This window comes from Enterobacter cloacae complex sp. P12RS (assembly GCF_014895875.1).
In the GTDB taxonomy this organism is placed as follows: domain Bacteria; phylum Pseudomonadota; class Gammaproteobacteria; order Enterobacterales; family Enterobacteriaceae; genus Enterobacter; species Enterobacter bugandensis.
This window is the reverse complement of sequence record NZ_JADBQO010000001.1, coordinates 1-24,256: the sequence shown is the minus strand read 5'-3', so window position 1 is coordinate 24,256 and position 24,256 is coordinate 1. Positions and strand designations below refer to the sequence as shown.

21 protein-coding genes are annotated in these 24,256 nt (G+C 55.4%); all 21 read right to left on the bottom strand.

Translation table 11 applies throughout. The features are described 5' to 3' along the window. Nucleotides 1-45: 45 nt before the first annotated feature. Nucleotides 46-549, bottom strand: a complete 504-nt coding sequence (gene secM / locus IM284_RS00105) for a secA translation cis-regulator SecM (protein WP_028015513.1) — start codon at nt 547-549, stop codon at nt 46-48. A gap of 280 nt (nt 550-829) precedes the next feature. Beyond that, nucleotides 830-1,747: a UDP-3-O-acyl-N-acetylglucosamine deacetylase gene (gene lpxC / locus IM284_RS00100; protein ID WP_006810110.1), complete on the bottom strand. Its 918-nt coding sequence runs from the start codon at nt 1,745-1,747 to the stop codon at nt 830-832. Nucleotides 1,748-1,848: 101 nt separating this feature from the next. Continuing rightward, a complete protein-coding gene (gene ftsZ, locus IM284_RS00095) occupies nt 1,849-3,000 on the bottom strand; it encodes a cell division protein FtsZ (protein WP_008501978.1) in 1,152 nt (383 codons plus the stop codon). Nucleotides 3,001-3,063: 63 nt separating this feature from the next. After that, a complete protein-coding gene (ftsA, locus tag IM284_RS00090) occupies nt 3,064-4,320 on the bottom strand; it encodes a cell division protein FtsA (RefSeq protein ID WP_006173845.1) in 1,257 nt (418 codons plus the stop codon). Beyond that, on the bottom strand, nt 4,317-5,159 hold the full coding sequence (ftsQ, locus tag IM284_RS00085) for a cell division protein FtsQ (RefSeq protein ID WP_045259458.1): 843 nt from the start codon (nt 5,157-5,159) through the stop codon (nt 4,317-4,319). Before ftsQ ends, ftsA begins: the two co-directional genes overlap by 4 nt. Before the next feature lies 1 nt (nt 5,160). Continuing rightward, nucleotides 5,161-6,081 (bottom strand): D-alanine--D-alanine ligase, encoded by a 921-nt coding sequence (locus IM284_RS00080; protein WP_047367325.1) that lies wholly within the window; start codon nt 6,079-6,081, stop codon nt 5,161-5,163. Further along, nucleotides 6,074-7,549: a UDP-N-acetylmuramate--L-alanine ligase gene (gene murC / locus IM284_RS00075; RefSeq protein ID WP_028015510.1), complete on the bottom strand. Its 1,476-nt coding sequence runs from the start codon at nt 7,547-7,549 to the stop codon at nt 6,074-6,076. Before murC ends, IM284_RS00080 begins: the two co-directional genes overlap by 8 nt. 56 nt (nt 7,550-7,605) lie before the next feature. Then, the gene (murG, locus tag IM284_RS00070; protein WP_028015509.1) at nt 7,606-8,670 is read right to left on the bottom strand and encodes an undecaprenyldiphospho-muramoylpentapeptide beta-N-acetylglucosaminyltransferase; all 1,065 of its coding nucleotides are present in this window, start codon (nt 8,668-8,670) and stop codon (nt 7,606-7,608) included. Next, nucleotides 8,667-9,911, bottom strand: a complete 1,245-nt coding sequence (gene ftsW / locus IM284_RS00065; protein ID WP_028015508.1) for a cell division protein FtsW — start codon at nt 9,909-9,911, stop codon at nt 8,667-8,669. The genes murG and ftsW overlap by 4 nt, the downstream gene beginning before the upstream one ends. Then, the gene (gene murD / locus IM284_RS00060) at nt 9,911-11,227 is read right to left on the bottom strand and encodes a UDP-N-acetylmuramoyl-L-alanine--D-glutamate ligase (protein WP_193055690.1); all 1,317 of its coding nucleotides are present in this window, start codon (nt 11,225-11,227) and stop codon (nt 9,911-9,913) included. Before murD ends, ftsW begins: the two co-directional genes overlap by 1 nt. A 2-nt stretch (nt 11,228-11,229) precedes the next feature. Then, nucleotides 11,230-12,312: a phospho-N-acetylmuramoyl-pentapeptide-transferase gene (gene mraY, locus IM284_RS00055; RefSeq protein ID WP_008501985.1), complete on the bottom strand. Its 1,083-nt coding sequence runs from the start codon at nt 12,310-12,312 to the stop codon at nt 11,230-11,232. After that, complete coding sequence (murF, locus tag IM284_RS00050) at nt 12,306-13,664, bottom strand: UDP-N-acetylmuramoyl-tripeptide--D-alanyl-D-alanine ligase (RefSeq protein WP_047367324.1); 1,359 nt, start codon at nt 13,662-13,664, stop codon at nt 12,306-12,308. The genes mraY and murF overlap by 7 nt, the downstream gene beginning before the upstream one ends. Then, complete coding sequence (gene murE / locus IM284_RS00045; protein WP_048338842.1) at nt 13,661-15,148, bottom strand: UDP-N-acetylmuramoyl-L-alanyl-D-glutamate--2,6-diaminopimelate ligase; 1,488 nt, start codon at nt 15,146-15,148, stop codon at nt 13,661-13,663. Before murE ends, murF begins: the two co-directional genes overlap by 4 nt. Next, nucleotides 15,135-16,901, bottom strand: coding sequence for a peptidoglycan glycosyltransferase FtsI (locus IM284_RS00040; RefSeq protein ID WP_028015504.1), 1,767 nt, complete (start codon nt 16,899-16,901; stop codon nt 15,135-15,137). Before IM284_RS00040 ends, murE begins: the two co-directional genes overlap by 14 nt. A 15-nt stretch (nt 16,902-16,916) precedes the next feature. After that, on the bottom strand, nt 16,917-17,282 hold the full coding sequence (gene ftsL, locus IM284_RS00035) for a cell division protein FtsL (RefSeq protein WP_006173860.1): 366 nt from the start codon (nt 17,280-17,282) through the stop codon (nt 16,917-16,919). Then, nucleotides 17,279-18,220, bottom strand: a complete 942-nt coding sequence (rsmH, locus tag IM284_RS00030) for a 16S rRNA (cytosine(1402)-N(4))-methyltransferase RsmH (protein ID WP_028015503.1) — start codon at nt 18,218-18,220, stop codon at nt 17,279-17,281. The genes ftsL and rsmH overlap by 4 nt, the downstream gene beginning before the upstream one ends. A 2-nt stretch (nt 18,221-18,222) precedes the next feature. Next, on the bottom strand, nt 18,223-18,681 hold the full coding sequence (mraZ, locus tag IM284_RS00025; protein WP_014882537.1) for a division/cell wall cluster transcriptional repressor MraZ: 459 nt from the start codon (nt 18,679-18,681) through the stop codon (nt 18,223-18,225). A gap of 599 nt (nt 18,682-19,280) precedes the next feature. Beyond that, on the bottom strand, nt 19,281-20,288 hold the full coding sequence (gene cra, locus IM284_RS00020; protein ID WP_014168621.1) for a catabolite repressor/activator: 1,008 nt from the start codon (nt 20,286-20,288) through the stop codon (nt 19,281-19,283). 179 nt (nt 20,289-20,467) lie between these two features. After that, on the bottom strand, nt 20,468-20,959 hold the full coding sequence (gene ilvN / locus IM284_RS00015; protein WP_045259452.1) for an acetolactate synthase small subunit: 492 nt from the start codon (nt 20,957-20,959) through the stop codon (nt 20,468-20,470). Nucleotide 20,960: 1 nt separating this feature from the next. After that, a complete protein-coding gene (gene ilvI / locus IM284_RS00010) occupies nt 20,961-22,685 on the bottom strand; it encodes an acetolactate synthase 3 large subunit (RefSeq protein ID WP_047367322.1) in 1,725 nt (574 codons plus the stop codon). A gap of 380 nt (nt 22,686-23,065) precedes the next feature. Then, on the bottom strand, nt 23,066-24,010 hold the full coding sequence (gene leuO, locus IM284_RS00005) for a transcriptional regulator LeuO (RefSeq protein WP_041911249.1): 945 nt from the start codon (nt 24,008-24,010) through the stop codon (nt 23,066-23,068). Nucleotides 24,011-24,256: the final 246 nt, after the last annotated feature.

Genomic DNA, 24,256 nt, shown 5'->3' with positions numbered 1-24,256 from the left:
ACGCCCCAGACGGGCAGATAAATTAAGGTATTGAAAAAGGTTAATTTAGCTGAGGCGTTGAGGCCCGGCACGGATGCCGTGAACCTGGCTAATCCATGTCGAAACGGAGAATGATACAGGAGGAACAAACCAGGTTTGCGCCGTCTGACTCACGGTCACGGGCGGCTGGTTATCCTGCGTCAGAAGCGCATTAAGCGTATCGAGCAGGGCAAGATGCTGAGCCTGAACCGGCAGCGACTCTTCAGCAACAGGCATCGTCTGCGGCGCCATCGCGAACGACAGATGACGAATAACCGTGCGGATGGCGTGCTGCTGCCAGTAATCAACGGAGAAATTAGGACGACGGCTGGCTTCAAGCCACGCGAGATTAGTAAAGTTAACCCGCGTCGAGAGATCGTGTTTAGTTGTCGTGGAACGTGCTGGCGTCGCCGCTTCCGCACTGTTGCTGAGCGCAGGCAAGCCGAAACTTGCCGCGACCATCCCTAATAAGAGATGCGGCCAGAAGTAACGTCTGCCAAATTGTCGCCAGCGCGTCAGTATTCCGCTCACTTGCTCCACCACAATCGCCCGCCAGTGCAGGCTGAGTTCAATTATTCTTTTTTAGCGCCCAGATATTACCACTAAAGCCAATACGCAGCAGCAGGAATGACACCTTGCAGCAGGTAAAAACGGTCAATAATGCAGCGAACACACCGTTATTCGGCACCCGACAATGGCCAGGGAGTAGAGGGGCAAATCAAAGAAGGGCAGAAATAAAAACGACTGGCTTCCCTGGTCGGAGAGAGTACCAGGTGAACCAGTCGCTTTTCTTACGAAACGGCGTTAACCGTTACGCCAGGACCATAGTCGGTGCTTTGAACGCCAGCGGCAGTTCCGCTTCGTCTTCAAAGGTCACATATTCCCAGGCTTCCTGTTTTGCCAGGACGGCCTGCAACAATTTGTTGTTCAGTGCATGACCGGATTTGAACGCGGTAAATGCACCAATGATGTTGTGACCACACATGAACAGGTCGCCGATCGCATCCAGCATTTTGTGACGAACGAATTCATCTTCAAAACGCAGGCCGTCTTCGTTCAGTACGCGATAATCGTCAACAACGATGGCACAATCGAAGCTGCCGCCCAGGCACAGGCCGCGGGACTGCAGATATTCGATATCACGCATGAAGCCAAACGTACGTGCGCGGCTGATCTGGCGCATAAACGCATCAGCAGAGAAGTTCATCGCGTAGCGCTGAGTGCTGGAGTCAATCGCCGGATGGTTAAAGTCGATGGTAAAGTCCAACGAGAAACCATTGTACGGTTTGAATTCAGCCCACTTGTCGCCATCTTCGACGCGAACGGTCTCTTTGATGCGAACAAATTTCTTCGCACAGTTCAGTTCTTCGATGCCGGCATCCAGCAACAGATAAACGAACGGCGCAGCACTACCATCCATAATCGGGATTTCTGGCGCATCGACTTCAACAATAATGTTGTCGATACCCAGACCCGCCAGGGCGGCGTTCAGGTGCTCTACGGTAGAAATCCGCACGTCATGCTCGTTCACCAGACAAGTACAGAGCATTGTATCACGCACAGATTTGGCATCGGCCGGAAAATCTACCGGTGGATTCAAGTCGGTGCGACGATAGATGACCCCGGTATTGGCCGGCGCAGGGCGTAACGTCAGTGTGACTTTCTTGCCGGTATGTAAACCGACACCCGTCGCCTGAACGATACGTTTAAGTGTCCTTTGTTTGATCATCGTATAATCTCGCCAAATTAACTATCCAACCGAGAGTGTATATCACTAACGGTGGGCCAGTTTAGCACAAAGAGCGCAAATCCCCAAATTCCAGCCAATTCTTAGTCAGCTTGCTTACGCAGGAACGCCGGGATGTCCAGATAATCTGGCTCTTTTGCCGTTTGCGGCGTTGGGTCGTTCACCACTTTCGCGGCCGGTTTTTGCTCCTGAGTCAGAGGAGACATACCGTGCTGCTGGTAACGATCCATTACCGGTTGCTGAGTCTGCTTGTTGGTCACGAGGGTGATCTCAGGACGCTTGTCCATACCGATACCGGTCGCAACAACGGTAACACGCAGCTCGTCGTTCATTTCCGGGTCAAGGGAAGTACCGATTACCACGGTCGCGTTGTCAGAGGCGAACGCGCGGATGGTATTACCCACGGTTTCGAACTCATCCAGACGCAGGTCAAAGCCAGCGGTAATGTTGACCAGCACGCCGCGCGCACCGGACAGATCGATATCTTCCAGCAGTGGAGAAGAGATCGCCATTTCAGCCGCTTCTTCCGCACGGTCTTCGCCGCTCGCCACGCCAGAGCCCATCATCGCGTAGCCCATTTCGGACATCACGGTGCGAACGTCTGCAAAGTCAACGTTCATCAGGCCAGGACGGGTAATCAGTTCTGCGATACCCTGGACCGCGCCTTTCAGCACGTCGTTTGCTGCGCCGAAGGCGTCCAGCAGGGAGATACCACGACCCAGAACTTTCAGCAGCTTGTCGTTCGGGATGGTGATCAGCGAGTCCACATGCTTGGACAGTTCGGTGATACCCTGCTCCGCGAAGGCCATACGCTTCTTGCCTTCAAAATTGAAAGGCTTGGTCACGACAGCAACGGTCAGGATACCTAAATCTTTAGCTACTTCAGCGACAACAGGTGCTGCACCGGTACCGGTACCGCCGCCCATGCCTGCTGCAATGAAGACCATGTCCGCACCTTCCAGTGCAGCACGCAGGGCTTCACGATCTTCTTCAGCCGCGTTGCGACCGACTTCCGGGTTAGCCCCAGCGCCCAGCCCTTTGGTGATGCCACCGCCGATCTGGATAGTCTGGCCGACTGCCGTTTTACGCAGTGCCTGCGCATCGGTGTTAACTGCGAAGAATTCAACACCTTCAATGCGTTCACGCACCATATGCTCTACGGCGTTACCGCCGCCGCCACCGACGCCGATGACTTTAATCACCGCGTCGTTGGTCAGTTCCATAGGTTCAAACATAATTTCTCTCTCCGTTGTGCCTGTCGCCCGAGACCGCTAATTCTCTCCGGTCTCTTTAAAAAATTAAAACTCTTTTCGCAGCCAGTTGTTCAGTCGTTTGACCCACGACCCCACTGAGACGCGTTTTTCCACTTCTGCTTCACCACTGAGATGAGATTCCTTCCCGTAGTGAAGCAGGCCCACAGCCGTTGAATAGTAAGGCTCCTGAGCATAATCCGTTAAACCGGTAATATTCAGCGGCGCACCAATACGCACCTGCGTATGGAACACGCGCTGAGCGCAGGCCGCAAGACCTTCAATTTGCGCTGCACCGCCGGTTAATACAATCCCCGCCGCAAGATGATGCTTAACACCCTGCTGACGAAGCTGTTCCTGAAGCTGTAAAATCTCTTCGTTGACCAGGTTGAGCAGCTCGGTATAGCGCGGCTCAATTACCTCTGCCAACGTCTGGCGCTGCAGGCTACGCGGCGGACGGCCGCCCACGCTCGGCACCTCAACGCTCTCATCTTTACCAACGATAGACCCCAGCGCACAGCCGTGGCGTACTTTAATCGCTTCTGCATCGCTCGGTGGCGTACCAAAAGCGTAAGCAATATCGCTGGTCACAACGTTCCCTGCGTAAGGGATCACTTTGGTGTGGCGCAGCGCACCGCCGGTATACACGGCCATGTCCATTGTACCACCACCGATATCCACCACACAGACACCCAGTTCACGTTCGTCTTCGGTCAGCACGGAATAACTTGCCGCCAGACCGGCGAAAATAAGTTGGTCAACTTTCAGGCCACAACGTTCAACGGCTTTTACGATGTTCTTCGCCATATCGTTGTGACATGTGATCAGGTGCACTTTTGCCTGCATACGAACGCCAGACAGACCAACCGGGTTCTTGATCCCTTCCTGATAGTCAATCGCATATTCCTGCGGGATCACGTGCAGCACGCGATGCTCATCGCGAACGCGCACGGACTTCGCCGTATGCACAACGTTTTCAACGTCTTCCTGCGTCACTTCTTCTTCAGAAATCGGCACCATACCGATTTCGTTCTGGCAGCTAATGTGCTTGCCAGAAAGGGCCAGATAGACAGAAGAAATCTGGCAATCTGCCATTAATTCAGCCTGGTCGATGGCGCGCTGTACGCATTTCACCACCGACTCAAGGTCGTTTACCCCACCTTTATCCATACCACGGGACGGGCAACTGCCCACGCCAATGATATTGACCATACCGTCGGGCAGAACTTCCCCTACTAAAGCGGCAACCTTCGCGGTGCCAATCTCCAGTCCAACTACCAGTTTTCTGTCCGTCGCCTTGATCATTGTTGTTCTGCCTGTACCTGTGCCTGATTCTGTTGCTGATTAGGTTCCTCGACCGGAGCCGGCTCCCAACCGACTGCTGCGCCTGAGTCATAGCGCAAATCAACGTAGCTTATCCGTTTGCCGTCCGCCTGCGCCTGCTGTTGTAAAACCGGGTAAAGTTCTACAAAACGCGCAAGACGTTTCATTGTGTCGCCGCGTCCCAGGTTGAGCTTAATGCCGTTCGTCAACGTCAACTGCCAGGAGCGGCGCGCCGTCATCGCAGCATCTTTTAACGTAAACCTGTCCTTCGCCAGCACCTGCCCCATTTCACGAAAACCCTGCAATACTTCGTTTTCGCTGCCTTCAGGGCCATACAACATCGGTAAATTTTGCTTGTTGACACGATCGCTCGGGACGCTGAAGGAATTTCCATCTACGTCAACCATGTGCTGATCATTCCAACGCGCAATGGGCACATATTCAACCAGATGAATCTTCAATTCATCAGGCCATTGTTTTCTGACACTCGCCTGTTTTATCCAGGGCAGACGTTCAATCTGGCTCTGGATAATATTGACGTCCTGCGTCATAAAGGTGCCGGGCGATCCCAGCGCCAGAATAGACTGGCGAATATCATCGTTACGCGTGTAGTGACGCTCGCCGGTCACCACCAGCTTTGACAGCGGCAACCGCTGTGCGTCTTCCATCCAGCCCAGCACCATCCAGCCGCTGATAAACACGGTGCACAGCACCCCGAGCAGGAAAATTATTCCTGCAAGACGCGTTCCATTACTCCGGCGTGAAGAAGTGTATTCTTCTTCGTCATCGCGGTTGCGCGTGTTCAATGCAGCCTGAGACATATCAGCCCGCCTGGTCCAGAATACGTACGACTAACTGCGAGAAGCTCATTCCCGCCTGACGCGCCGCCATCGGCACAAGGCTGTGGCTGGTCATTCCCGGTGAGGTATTGGCTTCCAGCAGATAAAACTGCCCGTCATTGTCCTGCATCACATCAATGCGTCCCCAGCCGCTGCAGCCCAAAACATTCCAGGCTTTAAGCACCAGGGACTGTAATTCGGCTTCGCGCTCTGCTTCAAGACCACAAGGGCAGAAATATTGCGTCTCATCAGAGAGATACTTCGCCTCATAATCATAGAAGACTCCGGCGGGTTGGATGCGAATTGACGGTAAAATTTCTTCGCCAAGCATCGCGACGGTAAATTCCGGCCCGCTGAGCCATTTTTCAATCAGAACTTCTTCATCGTGTTGAAATGCCAGCGCTAAAGCAGATGTTAAATCTTCAGCTTTATCGACCTTTGACATCCCGACGCTCGACCCTTCCCTGCTCGGCTTTACAATAACCGGTAAGCCCAGTGCCGCAATGCGTGTATTAACGCTGTCCGACAGGCCCAATTCAAATTCGCCGCGCGTCAGCGCCACCCACGGCGCAACGGGTAAACCCGCTCCCTGCCAGAGTAACTTACTGCGCAGTTTATCCATAGAGATGGCGGATGCCATCACGCCGCTGCCGGTGTAAGGAAGGCCGATCAGCTCCAGAAGCCCTTGCAGGGTTCCGTCTTCACCGCCACGACCATGTAACGCGATAAAGACCTTATCGAAGCCCATCGCTTTTAATTGCGTCACGTCGACCTCTTTTGGATCGACAATATGTGCGTTTACGCCGCCTTCACGCAGGCCCGCCAGCACGGCAGCGCCGGAATTCAGAGAAACCTCGCGCTCGGCGGAGTTGCCGCCAGAGAGGACTGCAATCTTATTAGCCATGATGCTCATCCTCCTGGGTTTGCGGCTTCAGTTTGATTTCAGCTAAGGTACGGGCGATCTTGCCGATATTTCCCGCACCCTGAATCAGGATGAGATCGTTACCGGTCAGGACCGGTGCCAGAATTTCCGCCACCTGTGCCGGGTCAGAAACCAGAATAGGGTCAACTTTACCGCGCCCGCGGATGGTACGACACAGGGAACGGCTGTCTGCGCCTGGAATTGGCGTTTCGCCAGCGGCGTAAACATCCAGCATCAGCAGGGTATCCACCTGTGACAGCACGCTGGCGAAATCGTCATACAGATCGCGGGTACGCGTGAAGCGGTGCGGCTGGAAGATCATCACCAGATTCTTCTCCGGCCAGCCCGCGCGTGCGGCTTTGATGGTCGCGTCCACTTCCGTCGGATGGTGGCCGTAGTCGTCCACCAGCATCGCGGTACCTGGCTTACCATTCACCGCATCCAGCGGGAACTCGCCGAGGAAGTCAAAGCGACGCCCCGTCCCCTGGAAGCTTTCCAGCGCACGCAGGATCGCCTCATCATCAATGCCTTCTTCCGTCGCAACAGCCACTGCCGCTGCGGCGTTGAGTGCGTTATGGCGCCCTGGCGCATTCAGCGTGACGTGCAGCAGCTCTTTGTCCTGACGCGCCAGAGTGAAATGCCCCTGCGCACCAATCTGTTTGTACTCTTCCACGCGGACGTCAGCGTCTTCGCTGAAGCCGTAGGTGGTGATTTGACGACCGACGCGCGGCAGCAGCTCGCGGATCACCGGGTCGTCCACGCACATCACCGCGCGGCCATAAAACGGCAGGTTGTGCAGGAAGTTGATGAAGGTCTGCTTTAAGTTTTCGAAGTCGCCCTGGTAGGTATCCATATGGTCAGCTTCGATATTGGTGACAATCGCCACCATCGGCTGCAGGTGCAGGAACGACGCGTCGCTCTCATCCGCTTCCGCAATCAGATAACGGCTGTGGCCCAGACGCGCATGGACGCCTGCGGCTTTCACCAGACCGCCATTGACAAACGTCGGATCGAGACCCGCTTCCGCATAAATGCTGGAAACCATCGCCGTGGTCGTGGTTTTACCGTGGGTACCGGCAATCGCAATGCCGTGACGGAACCGCATCAGTTCCGCCAGCATTTCTGCGCGGCGGATCACCGGAATGCGCGCTTCGTGCGCGGCAACGATTTCCGGATTGTCAGAGGAGATGGCGCTCGATACCACCACCACGCTTGCATCGCGCACGTTTTCCGGGCGATGGTTGAAATAGATAGTCGCCCCAAGCGACGCCAGCTGCTGCGTAACAGGGTTTGGCGCCAGGTCAGACCCGCTGATCTGATAACCTTCGTTAGCTAACACTTCGGCAATACCGCCCATGCCGGCACCACCGATGCCAACAAAGTGAATGTGCCGGACGCGACGCATCTCGGGCACGATTGAACGCAGTTTTGCCAGTTGTTGTGTATTCATTCTCTAAACGCCATCGACTACTTAAAATTCGTGCAGCGCAACACGCGCTGCGAGGGTTAAGCCTGGGCTGCCAGGCTCACTTCTTTTGCCACCCGTTCTGTCGCATCCGGGATAGCGGCAGCGCGCGCGCGCTGTGCCATCTCCAGCAGTGCGTCTCTGTTCCAGCCCGCCAGGGTGGTGGCGACCGCATCGGCGGTAAAGTGTGGCTGCTCAAAAATTTTCGCCGCGCCGGCTTTCTCAAGCGGCAGCGCGTTCCAGTACTGCTGTCGGTCTTTGTGCTGGAACGGCACGAACAGCGCTGGCAAGCCGGCGGCGGCGATTTCGCTCACCGTCAGCGCGCCAGAGCGGCAGACCACGACATCGGCCCAGGCATAGGCTGCGGCCATATCGTCAATAAATTCCGTCACTTTATGCTGCGGCTGGCCTTCATCAGCGTACGCCTGCTCAACGGTCTGCTGAGCGCCTTTACCGCTTTGGTGCCAGATAGTCACGGCATCACCCAGCTTTGCCGCCACCTGCGGCATTGTCTGATTCAGAATGCGCGCACCCTGAGAACCACCAACGACCAAAACACGAACCGGGCCTTCACGTCCCGCCAGGCGGGCATCCGGCAGCGGCAGAGCCAACACGTCGACGCGCACCGGGTTACCCACCACGTCCGCTTTCGGAAACGCGCCGGGAAACGCCTGCATCACTTTGGTGGCGATTTTCGCCAGCCACTTGTTGGTCAGACCGGCAATACCGTTCTGCTCGTGCAAAACAACGGGAATGCCTAACGACCACGCGGCCAGCCCGCCGGGACCAGAAACATAGCCGCCCATCCCCAGCACCACATCGGGCTTAAAGCGCTTCATGATGGTGCGCGCCTGACGCCAGGCATTAAAAATACGCACCGGCGCCAGCAGCATGGCCTTGAGGCCTTTGCCTCGCAGGCCGGAAATACGAATAAAGTCGATCTCAATACCGTGCTTCGGTACCAGGTCGGCTTCCATGCGGTCTGCGGTTCCCAGCCAGCGTACCTGCCAGCCCTGCTCCATTAAATGGTGCGCAACCGCCAGCCCCGGGAACACGTGTCCACCGGTACCGCCTGCCATCACCATTAACCGCTTCGGTTGATTCATCGTGAACCTCGTGTAAACGCCTGGGCTTTCTCCAGACGCGTCTCATAATCTATGCGTAACAAAAACATAATGGCCGTCGACATGATCAACAGGCTCGAACCACCATAGCTGATCAGCGGCAACGTCAGACCTTTGGTCGGCAGCATACCCGCTGCGGCCCCGACGTTAACCAGCGCCTGGAAGCTAAACCAGATACCAATTGAGCAGGCTAAGAAGCCTGAGAAGCGGTGATCGATCTCCAGCGCTTTTCGGCCAATCGACATGGCGCGGAAAGCGACGAAGAATACCATTAAAAGCGCTAATACCACACCGATATAACCCAGTTCTTCCCCAATAATGGAGAAGATGAAGTCGGTGTGCGCCTCCGGTAAATACTCCAGTTTCTGTACCGAGTTGCCCAGACCTTGCCCCCAAACTTCACCGCGGCCAAACGCCATCAGCGACTGCGTCAGCTGGTAACCGCTACCGAACGGATCTTCCCACGGGTTCCAGAACGAGGTCACGCGGCGGATACGGTAAGGCTCGGCGAGGATCAGCAGCACCACCGCTGAAATCCCCATCCCGATGATGGCGATAAACTGCCACAGCTTGGCCCCTGCCAGGAACAGCATCGCCAGCGTGGTGACAAACAGTACGACAACGGTCCCGAGGTCAGGCTGCGCCAGCAGCAGGATCGCCAGCACCAGAATGACGCCCATCGGCTTTAAGAAGCCGCGAAGGTTGTTTCGCACCTCATCGACTTTTCGCACCAGGTAGTTTGCCAGGTAGCAGAATAACGAAAGCTTGGTGAACTCCGCAGGCTGAATACGCAGCGGGCCGAAGGCGATCCAGCGTGATGCCCCGTTAACGGAGCTCCCGACAACCAGCACGATCAGCAGCATGATAATGGAGGCGATCAGCATCGCGGTACTGTGGCGCTGCCAGAACGCCATCGGCAGACGAAGCGTTACCAGCGCCAGGCAGAACGCCAGAATGATGTACAGCCCGTCACGCTTGGCGAACAGGAAGGGATCGTTCGCCAGACGCTGTCCAACGGGCATAGAGGCCGACGTCACCATGATAAAGCCGATCGCCGCCAGCCCCAGCGTCAGCCAGAACAGGGTGCGGTCGTACATAATCAGGCTATCGGAATCTTTATCCCGTGAAGCCATCACCCAGCCTTTCAGCGCCGCAAACAGCCACACCAGAATTCCAAATCCTGGCAGGCGCGGCATTTTCAGGCGAGGGAGAGATAAACGCATCAGCCTAACTCCTTCGCAAGGCGGGTAAAGACATCGCCACGCTGTTCGAAATTCTTAAACTGATCGAGGCTGGCGCACGCCGGGGAGAGCAGAACCATGTCGCCAGGCTGCACGCGCGGGGCAATCAGGCGCATCGCCTGTTCCATCGTTTCAGTTTGCTCAGCAACTTCCGGACGTAGTTCAGCCAGCTCGCTGCCGTCACGGCCAAAGCAGTACAGGCGGATGTTATCGCCAGTGAGGTACTGTTTCAGGGAGGAGAAATCAGCGGATTTGCCGTCGCCACCCAACAGAAGATGCAGGGTGCCGTCAACGTGCAGACCGTTCAGCGCGGCCTCTGTGCTTCCCACGTTGGTCGCTTTGGAGTCGTTAATCCAGCGCACGCCGTTATGCTCCAGCGCCAGCTGGAAACGGTGTGCCAGGCCGGAAAACGTGGTCAACGCTTTCAGGCTGGAAGAGCGCGGCAGCCCTACGGCATCTGCCAGCGCCAGCGCCGCCAGGGCATTGGTATAGTTGTGCTGGCCGGAAAGCTTCATCTCCTTCACGTTCAACACTTTTTCACCTTTCACGCGCAGCCAGGTTTCGCCCAGCTGGCGGTTCAGATGATAATCACCCATGGTGATACCAAAGCTGATGCAGCGCTCGTCCGCGCCGCGCACCGGCATGGTCAGCGCGTCGTCGGCGTTAACCACGCAAACTTTGGCATTTTCGTAAACACGCAGCTTGGCCGCGCGATACTGCTGCAGACCAAATGGATATCGATCCATATGATCTTCCGTCACGTTGAGGATCGTTGCCGCCGCCGCATGCAGGCTGGAGGTGGTTTCAAGCTGGAAGCTGGAAAGTTCCAGAACGTACAGCTCGCAGCCTTTGTCCAGCAGCATCAGCGCGGGCAGACCGATATTGCCGCCTACTCCTACGTTCATGCCTGCGGCTTTCGCCATTTCACCCACCAGGGTAGTGACGGTGCTTTTGCCGTTAGAACCGGTGATCGCGATAACCGGCGCCTGCGCTTCGCGGCAGAACAGCTCGATATCGCCGACAATCTCAACGCCCGCATCCGCAGCAGCGCTCAGTGAAGGGTGCGCCAGCGCCATACCCGGGCTGGCGACAACCAGATCGGCTGCCAGCAGCCAGTCATCATTCAGACCACCAAGGTGGCGTTCAACCTGTTCCGGCAGTTTGTCCAGACCCGGCGGAGAGACACGCGTATCCATCACACGCGGCGTCACGCCGCGCGCAAGAAAAAAGTCCACGCAGGAGAGGCCAGTGAGGCCTAACCCGATGATAACGACTTTTTTACCCTGGTAATCTGCCATGATTAACGTACCTTCAGCGTTGCCAGGCCAATCAGCACCAGCATCAGCGAAATAATCCAGAAGCGCACAATCACGCGCGGCTCCGGCCAGCCTTTCAGTTCATAGTGGTGGTGGATCGGCGCCATACGGAAGATGCGCTGACCGCGCAGCTTGAAGGAGCCGACCTGCAAAATCACCGACAGGGTTTCAACCACAAACACGCCGCCCATGATCACCAGCAGGAACTCCTGACGCAGCAGCACGGCGATAATGCCCAGCGCGCCGCCCAGCGCCAGAGAACCGACGTCCCCCATAAAGACCTGCGCCGGATAGGTGTTGAACCAGAGGAAGCCCAGCCCCGCGCCGACTATCGCCGTACAGACGATCACCAGCTCACCCGCGTGACGCAGATAAGGAATGTGCAGGTAGTTCGCAAAGTTCATGTTACCGGTCGCCCACGCCACCAGCGCAAAACCAGCCGCCACGAAGACGGTTGGCATAATCGCCAGACCATCCAGGCCATCGGTCAGGTTAACGGCGTTACCGGTACCAACAATTACAAAGTAGGCCAGCAGGATGTAGAACAGCCCCAGCTGCGGCATCACGTCTTTAAAGAACGGCACCACCAGCTCGGTGGCGGGCGTATCTTTTCCTGCCAGATACAGCGCGAAGGCAACGCCCAGCGCAATCACTGACATCCAGAAATACTTCCAGCGGGCAATCAGGCCCTTCGTGTCTTTGCGGACGACTTTACGGTAATCATCCACAAACCCGATAATGCCGTAGCCCACCAGTACGGTCAGCACACACCAGACGTACGGGTTAGACGGATAGGCCCACAGCAGTACGGAAACGACGATCGCGGTCAGGATCATGATCCCGCCCATCGTCGGCGTACCGCGCTTGCTGAAGTGCGACTCCGGACCGTCGTTACGTACGACCTGGCCGAAAGAGAGTTTTTGCAGACGGGCAATCATGCGCGGGCCCATCCACAACGAGATGAACAGCGCAGTCAGCAGGCTGACGATGGCGCGAAACGTCAGATACGAAAAGACGTTAAAGCCTGAATAATATTTGACCAAATGTTCGGCCAGCCAAACTAACATGTCCCGTTCTCCTGTAATGCGTGCACAACCTCTTCCATGGCGGCACTACGTGAACCTTTCACTAACACTGTCACAATTTGTTTTTCTGTAATTAATACCTTAAGGCGCTCAATCAACGCGGCTTTGTCGGCAAAATGTTCGCCAACGCCGCTGGCATGGCTAATCGCCTGGCTCAGTTTTCCTGCGCTCAGCACGCAGTCCAGTCCCGCCGCTTTCGCCGCTTCACCCACCTGGGTATGACAGGCTTCGCTTTCATCGCCCAGCTCCGCCATGTCGCCAACCACCATGACGCGGTAGCCCGGCATTTCAGATAGCACCTGCACCGCCGCCGTCATTGAGCCGACGTTCGCGTTGTAGGAGTCATCCAGCAGCAATTTGTTTTCTGCAAGCGGGATCGGGTACAGGCGTCCCGGCACGGCTTTCAAATTCGCCAGCCCGGTTTTAATCGCCTCGTGTGACGCTCCCACCGCCGTCGACAAGGCCGCTGCCGCCAGCGCATTGGCGATGTTATGGCGTCCCGGCAGCGGTAACAGCACGTCTACGTCACCCGTTGGGGTAGCAAGCGTGAATTCCGTACCGTGCGACGTCACATGGATATTGGTCGCGGTAAAGTCACTGTTGGCCGCGTTCGGCGAGAAGCGCCAGGTTTTACGCGAGCCAATGATGCTCTGCCAGTTCAGCCAGTCGTTGTTGTCGGCATTGAGAATGGCAATGCCGTCAGCAGGCAGACCGGTGTAGATTTCGCCTTTCGCTTTCGCCACGCCTTCCAGCGAGCCAAAGCCTTCCAGATGCGCTGCCGCGAGGTTATTCACCAGCGCCGCTTCCGGGCGAGTCAGGCTCACGGTCCAGGCGATTTCGCCCTGGTGGTTTGCCCCTAACTCGATCACCGCAAACTCATGCTCTTTGGTCAGGCGAAGTAATGTCATCGGCACGCCGATGTCATTATTGAGGTTGCCTGCGGTATAAAGCGTATTACCGCACTGGCTGAGGATGGCCGCCGTCATCTCTTTCACTGACGTTTTGCCCGATGACCCGGTCAGCGCGACAACGCGAGCAGGCACCTGCTGACGAACCCAGGCGGCCAGTTCACCGAACGCGAGACGCGTATCGCTCACCACTATCTGCGGTAAATCGATATCCAGCCTGCGGCTGACCAGCAGCGCGCCAGCGCCGTTTTCTTTGGCCTGTCCGGCAAAATCATGCGCGTCAAAACGTTCGCCTTTCAGCGCCACAAACAGACAGCCCGCGGTCACTTTACGGGTGTCGGTGGTGACCGCGTCAATAGTCAGATCCTGGCCCAGCAGCTCGCCGTGCAGTACCGCAGCGGCCTGGCTTAAGGTGATGCTAATCATGCGACGACTCCCAGCAGACGCGCTGCCGTTACGCGGTCGGAGTAGTCCAGACGACGATTGCCAACAATCTGATAGTCTTCATGGCCTTTACCGGCCAGCAGAACGACATCATTTTCTTTTGCCTGCATGATGGTATTTGTCACGGCTTCCGCGCGGCCTTCCACCACACGGGCGCGACCGGCGTCCAGCATACCCGCCAGAATGTCGTTGATGATGGCGCGCGGCTCTTCGGTACGCGGATTGTCATCGGTGACCACAGGAATGTCCGCGAACTGCTCCGCAATGGCGCCCATCAGGGGACGTTTACCTTTGTCGCGATCGCCACCGCAGCCGAAGACGCACCAGAGTTTACCGGTGCAGTGCAGGCGTGCCGCTTCCAGCGCTTTTTCCAGCGCATCCGGCGTGTGGGCATAATCGACAACCACGGTCGGTTTGCCCGGCGCGCTAAACACTTCCATACGGCCGCAAACCGGCTGGAGACGCGCTGACGTTTTCAGCAGTTCCGCCATCGGATAACCCAGCGCCAGTAGCGTTGCCAGCGCCAGCAGCAGGTTGCTGACGTTGAACGCCCCCATCAGGCGGCTTTCGATTTCACCGTCACCCCAGGAAGAGGCAAAGCGGATCGTCGCGCCACTGTCGTGATAGTTAACGTCAACGGCCTTCAGCCAGCGGCCGTGGCAGTTCGGATTGATATGGTCTTCCATCGACACCGCTACCGCGTCTGGCAGCTTTGCAAGCCAGCGGCGGCCCACTTCGTCGTCGGCGTTGATGATAGCCTGGCCGTAATGGTGAGTTGAGAACAGCAGCCATTTGGCGGCTTCGTAGTGCTCCATATCACCATGATAATCAAGGTGATCGCGGCTCAGGTTGGTGAACACTGAAGCAGCAAACTTCAGTGCCGCGACGCGGTGCTGTACCAGGCCGTGCGAAGAAACTTCCATCGCGGCAAAGGTTGCCCCCTGCCCTGTCAGACCGGCAAGCACGTGCTGTACGTCAACCGCAGAACCGGTGGTGTTTTCCGTCGGGCTCACTTTGCCCAGCAGGCCGTTACCCACGGTCCCCATCACCGCGCCGGTTTCACCCAGCAGCTGAGCCCACTGCGCCATCAACTGCGTGGTGGTGGTTTTTCCGTTCGTGCCCGTCACGCCAACCAGACGCAGCTGGTCGGAAGGTTCGTGATAAAAACGTCCTGCCAGTGCAGAGAGACGCTCATTCAACTGGCTGAGATAGATAACCGGCACCCCGTGCATTTCACGGATCTCACCGTCGGTTGCCTCGTCTTTAGCCTCAGCAATAATGGCAGCCACACCTTGCGCAATCGCCTGCGGGATATAACGACGCCCGTCCGCCTGATGACCAACCACCGCCACAAAAAGATCGCCAGAAGCAGCCACGCGGCTGTCCAGTACCATCTCTCGCAGTGCTCGCTCCGGTGCATTTGGCACCCACGGAGCGAGAAGGTCGCGCAAATTACGATCTGCCACCTGTACCCTCGCCTTGATTAATTACAAATTCACTTTTTTCGCCCGTCGCCAGCGCATCTGGTTCAACGTTCATGGTGCGTAACACGCCGCCCATGATGGCGCCAAACACAGGCGCGGAAACGGCGCCGCCGTAGTATTTACCCGCCTGTGGATCGTTAATCACGACCACCAGCGCAAAACGCGGATTGCTAGCAGGCGCAACGCCTGCGGTATAGGCAATGTATTTGTTGATGTAGCGGCCGTCTGGCCCCACCTTTTTCGCCGTACCGGTTTTAATGGCGATGCGATAGCCTTTGATGGCCGCCTTCACGCCGCCACCGCCCGGCAGCGCCACGCTTTCCATCATGTGCACAACGGTACGAACGATGGATTCCGGGAAGATACGCTCGCCCGGAACCGGTGGATCAACTTTGGTGATGGACAGCGGGCGATAGACGCCGTAGCTGCCAATCGTTGCGTAGACTCGCGCTAACTGTAACGGGGTTACCATTAGCCCGTAGCCGAAAGAGAAGGTGGCCCTCTCTATGTCAGACCACCGTTGTTTTTGAGGATATAAGCCACTGCGTTCTCCGACCAACCCCAAATTGGTCGCCTTTCCAAGTCCAAAACGTGAGTAAGTCTCTACTAACGCTGAGGACGGCATCGCTAACGCCAGCTTTGAAACACCGACGTTACTCGACTTCTGTAACACCCCGGTCAGGGTCAATTCGCTGTAGCGCGCCACGTCTTTAATCTCGTGGCCGTTAATACGGTAAGGGATCGTGTTCAGGACCGTGTTTTCATTGACGATACCGCGCTGAAGCGCCGTCATCACCACCATCGGCTTCACCGTGGAGCCTGGTTCGAACACGTCGGTAATCGCCCGGTTACGCATCGCATCTTTTGCGGTGCCGGTAAAGTTGTTCGGGTTGTAGGAAGGACTGTTGGCCATGGCCAGCACTTCTCCGGTGCTGACATCCACCAGCACGGCGCTGCCGGATTCTGCCTTGTTAAACGCCACGGCGTTGTTCAGCTCGCGGTAGACCAGCGCCTGCAGGCGCTCGTCAATACTCAGAGCCAGGTTGTGCGCCGCCTGGCTGTCTGTAGAGGAGATATCTTCGATGACGCGCCCGTAGCGGTCCTTACGCACAATTCGCTCGCCAGGCTGGCCGGTGAGCCACTTATCGAAGCTTTTTTCAACGCCTTCAATCCCCTGGCTGTCGACGTTGGTGAAGCCGATGAGGTGAGCGGTTACTTCGCCGGACGGATAGTAACGACGCGATTCTTCGCGCAGATGAATGCCCGGCAGCTTCAGTTTTCGAATGTAGTCCGCCATGTCAGGGTTAACCTGGCGCGCCAGATAGATAAAACGCCCTTTCGGGTTCGCGTTGACGCGGGAGGCTAGCTGATCCAGCGGCATTTTGAGCGCATCTGAAAGCGCTTTCCAGCGGTTATCAAGCGTGATGCCACCGGCGTCGTGCAGCTCTTTCGGGTCGGCCCAAATCGCTTTCACCGGCACGCTCACCGCCAGCGGGCGACCTGAACGATCAGTGATCATTCCGCGAGAAGTCGACACTTCCTGAACGCGAAGGGAGCGCATATCGCCCTGGCGTACCAGCATGTCAGGGGCGATGATTTGCAACCACGCCACGCGTCCCAGCAGGAAACCCAGCGCCAGTAAAATGCAGCCGCAAAGCAACGCAAAACGCCAACTGATGAAGTTGGCCTGTTCTTCCTGACGTTTTGGTTTAAGCGTTTTTGCCGCTGCTTTCATGCGTCGCGTGTTCCCTTATTTTTGTACTACGATATTTTCCTGGGAAGGATCAACATGCTGCAGTTGCAGCTTTTCCGTTGCGATCCGTTCAACCCGGCTGTGATCGCCGAGCGCGTTTTCTTCAAGGATCAGATTTCGCCATTCAATATCCAGCGCATCGCGTTCCAGCACCAGCTGCTCGCGTTGCGCAGTCAATAAACGTGTATGGTGAGCTGTGGTCACCACCGTAACTGCCGTAACAATGATGCAAATGAACAGGCAGAGTGGCAGTTTCCCGAATCGCAAAAGATCGTCGCCGATCACGCCAGGCAAGGCATGGCGCTCGTTGCTTCCTAACGATCCCTTAACTTTGCTTAGGGTTTCTGTCACTCTGCCGATCATGCGTTCGTCCTCTCTGCAACTCGCAGCACTGAACTACGGGCACGTGGATTCTCTGCCACCTCTTCTTCGCCCGGCATCAACTTGCCTAATGCTCGCAACTGACGGCCCCCCAGCTTCCTGAGTTGTTCTTCCGTCATCGGCAGCCCCGCTGGAACCTGAGGACCGCGGCTCTGTTCACGCATGAAGCGTTTTACAATGCGGTCTTCCAGCGAATGGAAGCTGATGATGGATAACCGCCCACCCGGGGCCAGCACGTCGAGCGAGCTTTTTAGCGCCAGCTCTATTTCCTCCAGTTCACTGTTTACCCAGATGCGAACCGCCTGGAAGGTACGGGTCGCGGGATGTTTGTGCTTATCCTTCACCGGCGTCGCCGCCGCAATCACTTCGGCCAGCTCTTTGGTGCGGGTCATTGGCTCAACGCGGTTGCGCTCAACGATGGCGCGCGCAATGCGCTTGCCAAAACGTTCTTCGCCGAAGGTTTTGATCACCCAGGCAATATCTGCTTCGTCAGCGGTCTGCAGCCATTCGGCGGCAGACTGGCCGCGCGTCGGGTCCATACGCATGTCCAGCGGACCGTCGCGCATAAAGGAGAAGCCGCGTTCTGCATCATCAAGCTGGGGTGAAGATACGCCAAGATCGAGAAGAATCCCGTCGATCTTGCCTGTAAGATCGCGCTCGGCCACGTAATCCGCGAGCGCAGAAAAAGGTCCATGCACGATGGAAAAGCGTGGGTCATTGATGGTCTGTGCCACGGCAATCGCCTGCGGATCGCGATCGATTGCCAGCAGTCGCCCTTCCTCTCCAAGCTGGGAGAGGATCAAACGCGAGTGACCACCGCGACCAAACGTGCCATCAATGTAGATGCCATCCGGACGAATATTCAGGCCGTTCACGGCCTCGTCCAGTAACACCGTTTTATGTTTATAATTTTCCATCATATTTATAGAGACAAGTCCTGCAGCCGTTCCGATAAAGTTGCGGAATCAGACTGCTCAGCGTCGATATCTTCCTTGACCTGTTGATACCAGGTCGTTTCGTCCCACAGTTCAAACTTGTTGAACTGCCCGACCAGCATCACTTCTTTGGTCAGACCGGCATGTTGCCGCAGCACGGGCGCAATCAGTAATCGCCCGGCGCTATCCATCTGACACTCACTGGCATGTCCCAATAACAGCCGCTGCACGCGGCGCTCTTGCGGGTTCATGCTCGACAGTCGCGACAGCTTTTGCTCAATGATTTCCCATTCAGGTAAGGGGTAAAGCAGCAGGCAGGGGGAGTTGATGTCAATGGTGCAAACCATTTGACCCGAAGCATTCTCAATCAGCTGGTCGCGGTATCGGGTTGGGACCGATAAACGCCCTTTGCTGTCGAGATTGACTAACGTAGCTCCACGGAACATGCCAGTCTCACCCCTCCTCACCACTTTAACCCACAAATTCCCACCTAAAGGAGTTTACGGAGCGAGGGAAAAGCTTGTCAAGCCAGGACTCTCCCTGTAGAGACCCGAAAGCCCTCTATTTACAGAGATAAACAGTCCTGGTTAATAACTGCACAACTGGCGAGGCAAATTAACGTTATGAATATTTGTAAGAAAAAAACCGAATATGCACACTAGCGTTAAGGCTCACTCAATATCATCGCAGATAAATATAAAGTGTCAGTTTGCGACGCGGGCAGCATTTTATGACAGATTGTCAGGGGATAACAGCGCCAGATTCACTCAATCGGTCGGTGGAAGCAGCGGTTGCGTTGCTGGCCAGTCGGGGGGAAGGAAAAACGTCTGAATATTCATCGACCGAAGAGGGTTTGTAACAAAGTAATACAAAGAGAGGCTTTTAAAAATCGCTTCATGATTCTTTAAGGACCCTTTTAAACGGCAAAATGAATTAAGAAAAATAGTAGATTAGGATCTCTCAAGAATTATCCTAATTTCACTGCGGGAATTAACTCGGCGAATTATTCCAGTAAAAAGGGGCGGTTTTTCGCCGCCCCGTCATTTCATTTATGGCGGCTCAAAATTCCGCGATGATAGAGATTACGTTTGATACGCGTCAGACCCGGCTTCGGTTTGCGCGGCTCATCCAGGCTCGCCAGAACAATCTCCAGGACGCGTTCCGCTACATCTCGGTGACGCTGGGCCACCGCCAGCACTGGGCACTGAAGGAAATCGAGAAGCTCGTTATCCCCAAACGTGGCGATCGCCAGGTCAGAGGGAAGTTTGCCTTCACGACGCAAGGTGACATCCATTACCCCCTGCAGAAGGGCAAATGACGTGGTGAACAGTGCCTGGGGCATCGGGTGCGTCTCCAGCCATTTTTCGAACAGTTGCGCAGCGGCTTCGCGTTCATAGCTGTTGGCATAGAGATAGTGGACTTCACGCGGATCGTCTTTCCAGGCGGTTCTGAACCCTTGCTCACGGAGGAAGCTTACGGAAAGCTCGGGCAGCGCGCCAAGATACAGCACCGTTTCAGCGGGGAAGGTTCTCAGCTCAGCGGCCAGCATTTCCGCGTCATCCTGATCGGCGCCCACTACGCTTGTGAAATGCTCACGATCGAGCGCGCGGTCCAGCGCCACGATGGGGAACGGATCGTTCGCCCAGCGCTGGTAAAACGGATGCTCCGGCGGTAAGGAGGTTGAGACGATGATGGCATCGACCTGACGCTGGAGCAGATGTTCAATGCAGCGCATCTCGTTATCGGGCTGGTCTTCAGAACAGGCTATCAGCAGCTGGTAACCGCGCTGGCGGGCCTGACGTTCAAGATAGTTGGCGATACGGGTATAGCTGGTGTTTTCCAGATCCGGGATCACCAGACCAATAGAGCGGGTGCGCCCGGCACGCAGGCCGGCAGCGACAGCATTCGGATGGTAGTTATGCTCACGAACCACCGCCATAACTTTTTCAACGGTCTTATCGCTGACGCGGTACTGCTTTGCTTTGCCGTTAATCACATAGCTGGCCGTTGTTCGTGACACGCCGGCTAGCCGGGCGATTTCATCCAGTTTCACAATTGCCCCTTAAAAAAAGAAAAGAGTCCATGGCCCTGTCAAGGTTATGGTTAAATCTTTTAACATCTAAACGCAGAAAAGCCTTCGCGGCAACCGCTTTTATCTGCGTTGTCGGCTGATTACGCAAAAAAAAGCCCGGCTTTGGTGACCGGGCTGAAAGAGGCGAACCTTTTTAACAACTACCGCATGATTTTCTCGCCGCGTGACAGACCAACGATCCCCGATCTCGCCACCTCAACAATTTTTGCTACATCCCGCACGGATGCCAGGAAAGCGTCCAGCTTGTCACTGGTTCCGACCAGTTGAACCGTATAAAGAGAAGGCGTGACGTCGATGATCTGCCCGCGGAAGATATCCGCATTGCGTTTGACCTCTTCGCGCCCGTAACCGCTGGCCTGTATTTTTACCAGCATGACCTCACGCTCAACGTAAGCGCCCTGCCCTAGCTCGCTTACGCGCAGCACATCGACCAGCTTATGCAGCTGTTTCTCGATCTGCTCAATTACCTTGGCATCGCCAACGGTCTGAATCGTCATACGCGACAGCGTCGGATCGTCCGTTGGCGCCACGGTCAGGCTTTCAATGTTATAGCCACGCTGCGCAAAAAGCCCAATGACGCGCGACAGTGCGCCAGACTCGTTTTCCAGTAATACCGATAATATCCGGCGCATATCAGGTTCTCTCCGTTTTGCTTAACCACATCTCGTCCATACCGCCGCCGCGAATATGCATCGGATAAACGTGCTCGGTTCCATCAACGATGACATCCATAAAGACGAGGCGGTTGTTTTTAACGTGCTCAAGCGCTTCGGCGAGCTTCGTTTCCAGTTCAGCCGGATCGGTCACCCGCATCCCTATATGACCGTAAGCTTCAGCAAGACGAACAAAATCCGGCAGCGATTTCATATATGACTGAGAGTGGCGGCCCGAGTAGATCATATCCTGCCACTGCTTCACCATACCGAGATAGCCGTTATTAAGGTTGAGCACCAGTACCGGCAGCTCATATTGCAGCGCGGTGGAAAGTTCCTGAATGTTCATCTGAATACTGCCGTCTCCGGTCACGCAGACGACGGTTTCATTTGGCAGCGCCAGCTTCACGCCCAGCGCGGAAGGCAGGCCAAAGCCCATCGTGCCTAAACCTCCCGAGTTGATCCAGTGACGCGGTTTATCAAACGGATAATAGAGGGCGGCAAACATTTGATGCTGGCCCACGTCAGAGGTCACATACGCGTCGCCTTTCGTCAGTCGCCAAACCGTTTCGATGACCGCCTGCGGCTTAATATGCTCGCTTTGGGTGTCATATTTCAGACACTGCCGCGCGCGCCATTGCTCAATTTGCTGCCACCAGTCACGGATTTCATCCAGCGGTTGCGCTGTGTTTTCCAGCGCCAGCAGATCCAGAATTTGTTCAAGGACCTGTCGCGCGTCGCCGACGATAGGTACATCAGCCGACACCGTTTTTGAAATTGACGTCGGATCGATATCAATGTGCAGCACGGTGGCATTCGGGCAATACTTCGCCAGGTTGTTGGTCGTACGATCGTCAAAACGCACGCCGACGGCAAAGATGACGTCAGAATGATGCATCGTCATGTTGGCTTCATAGGTACCGTGCATACCCAACATGCCGAGCGCCTGTCGGTGGGTAGCGGGAAACGCTCCGAGTCCCATCAGCGATGACGCAACAGGAAGATTGAGCTTTTCAACCAGTTCACGAAGCTGTGCCTCACACGCTGAATTGACGGCCCCGCCACCGACATAGACCACCGGTTTTTTAGCGGCCAGCAGCGTTTGCAGCGCGCGTTTGATCTGACCTTTGTGGCCCTGCGTTGTTGGGTTGTAAGAGCGCATGCTCACCGATTCCGGCCAGACATAAGGCAGCTTGTTTGCAGGGTTCAGGATATCTTTAGGGAGATCGACCACCACCGGCCCCGGGCGCCCGCTTGCCGCCAGCCAGAACGCCTTCTTCAGAATGCCTGGAATGTCTTCGGTTTGCTTGACCAGGAAGCTGTGCTTCACGACGGGACGCGAAATCCCGACCATGTCGCACTCCTGAAACGCATCATAGCCAATCAGTGATGTCGCGACCTGTCCGGAAAGGATCACCAGCGGAATAGAGTCCATGTACGCGGTCGCAATGCCGGTAATGGCGTTTGTCGCACCGGGCCCCGACGTGACCAGGACCACGCCCACTTCACCCGTCGCACGCGCCAGGCCATCGGCCATATGTACCGCCGCCTGCTCATGGCGTACCAGCACATGGTCAATACCCCCTACCGTATGCAGTGCGTCATAAATATCGAGGACCGCGCCGCCAGGATAGCCGAACACTTGCTTTACGCCCTGATCGATCAGCGACCGGACGACCATTTCCGCGCCAGACAACATCTCCATGCTTTGCCTCCAGGCATTTTGTTATAGACGGACCGCCGAATTCATTTCCGCACCGTCTTTCGATCGGGATGAACCCGTCTTCTATTTTGCAGAGTGATACTTACCTTAACCGCTCGTTATGAGGCAGGCAATTCGCAAACCAGGAGAGAGAAGAGGCCGTGAAAGCAGAAAAAACAGACATTGTCAGAGGATATGGTTAATTCATCTGAAATTAGGGGATGAGATGATAAATCATCGCTGAAAAGCGCGGCGATGTAGAAAATCATCTATTTTTACGGGCCTGGCAGGCGCCAGATAAAATACGCAACAGAACAAAATATTAATAAAAGAAACAAAACCAGGATAAATCACATGCAAAGATGCAATTTATCCTGACTCGATTACCGACGGCAGATGCTAATAAGTAGCTCTTCCATCCACTGATGTCCTTTATCCCGTCCAGCAGCTTCATGCCAGGAGAGATAGCAGGTGCGGCTATTTAGCTTGAGCGGCAGAGGCAAAATTTGCAGATTTAACGCGCCAGAGAACTCTTCTGCCAGCCAGCGTGGGGCAATTGCCACCAGCTGCGTCTGGGAAACGACGTTTAACACGCTGACCATGGCCATCCCCTGATAAGCCACGCTCGCCTGTTTCTCCGCAGTGTCGTACCAGGGCAGGCTAAAGGAGGCATATCTGTCGAGCGCAACAACGGCATGCTGTTCGCTATAAACGTCACTTTCTCGTAACGGCGCATTCAGTCGTGGATGTTTTTTGCTGGCAACCAGCACCATTTCATCTTTAAACAGCGGTACACAGGAAAATTCAGGACGGCGGAATTCTTCATAACCCAGGACGAATTCGATTTCCTGGTAACGTAACTGGTGTTCGGTGTTTTGATTTAAGGACGATTTAAAGACGAGATTAATATTAGGTGCAATCTCTTCAACTTTATTATAAATAATTGACGTCAGATAATTATCTAATGGACTGCAGACGCAGAGATGGAATACTCGCTCACTGCTTAAGGGTTCAAAGCCCGAGCCCGGCAGTTCATTTTGCACCAGCTGCAGCGCCTGGCGGATGGAGCCGAAAAGCTGGAAAGCCCGCGCTGTAGGCTGGATGCCTCTTCCATAACGAACAAACAATTCGTCGTTGAACATAACCTTAAGCCTCGCCACGGCATTACTTACGGCAGGCTGTGACATCCCCAGGGCTTGTGCCGCACGCGTGATATTCTGCTCCTGCATGACAGCATCAAACACCGTCAGTAGATTAAGATCCACCGTGCGTAACTGTGGTTTAATTCCATCAGTAATCTGTGGTTGTTTAATATTATTTTCTGGCACTTCTGACTCCACTGTCACGCTACACTCCCTTCGCCAACGCACTGTAATAATTTCGAAAAATATGATTTACCATGCAGATACGACCAGCGAAAGAAAATTGTTTAAAAATCGGAATATATAAAGATTATCTAATAATGCTATAATACAAAACGGCACAAAGGATATGCTTAACTTTAGTGTTTGAATGAAACCATAAACCAAATCAATATACAATAACCATCCAGTTAAGGATGACTTAAGTATAAT